The 467-nt window shown below is 69.0% G+C and carries 1 protein-coding gene; it reads left to right on the top strand.

Annotation, left to right across the window (positions count from 1 at the left end):
- On the top strand, positions 1-467 hold a 467-nt coding region (locus ON32_RS23320), incomplete at both ends, for a hypothetical protein (RefSeq protein WP_040793163.1).

The raw sequence follows: 467 nt of genomic DNA on the forward strand, positions 1-467 counted from the left end.
CGGGCGGGGGTGGTGGCCGGGCTGGAGCGGGAGTTCGGGTCTGCGGTGCGTGAGCGGGTGCGGGGTGTGGTGGCCGGTCTTGTCGAGCGTGGTGTGGTGGGGCTGGATGAGCGGCAGCGGGTGTTGTTGGTGGATGAGATCGTCGCGGAGTCCTTCGAGCGGGTGGGTGCGGAGTTCGGTGGTCTTCGTGGGGGTGAGGTGGGGCGTCGGTTGGGGGTGGTGGTCGGTGATGTGACGCGGGTGTATGTGGAGTTCGCGCGGCATCGGCAGTTGGTGTGGCAGGCGTTGCTGGATATGGGGGTGTTGAGTGGGGAGGAGGTGCGGAGTCGGGGTTTGGTGGAGGCGTCGCGGCGGCGGTGGCGGGAGGTGACCGGTCGGTTGACGGTGGAGGAGCGGGGGGCGTTGTTGCGGTGGTTGTCCGTGGGTTCGGGGGGTGTGGTGGGTGATCTGCCGGAGCATGCGATTCG

This window comes from Nocardia paucivorans NBRC 100373 (assembly GCF_000308675.1).
In the GTDB taxonomy this organism is placed as follows: domain Bacteria; phylum Actinomycetota; class Actinomycetes; order Mycobacteriales; family Mycobacteriaceae; genus Nocardia; species Nocardia paucivorans.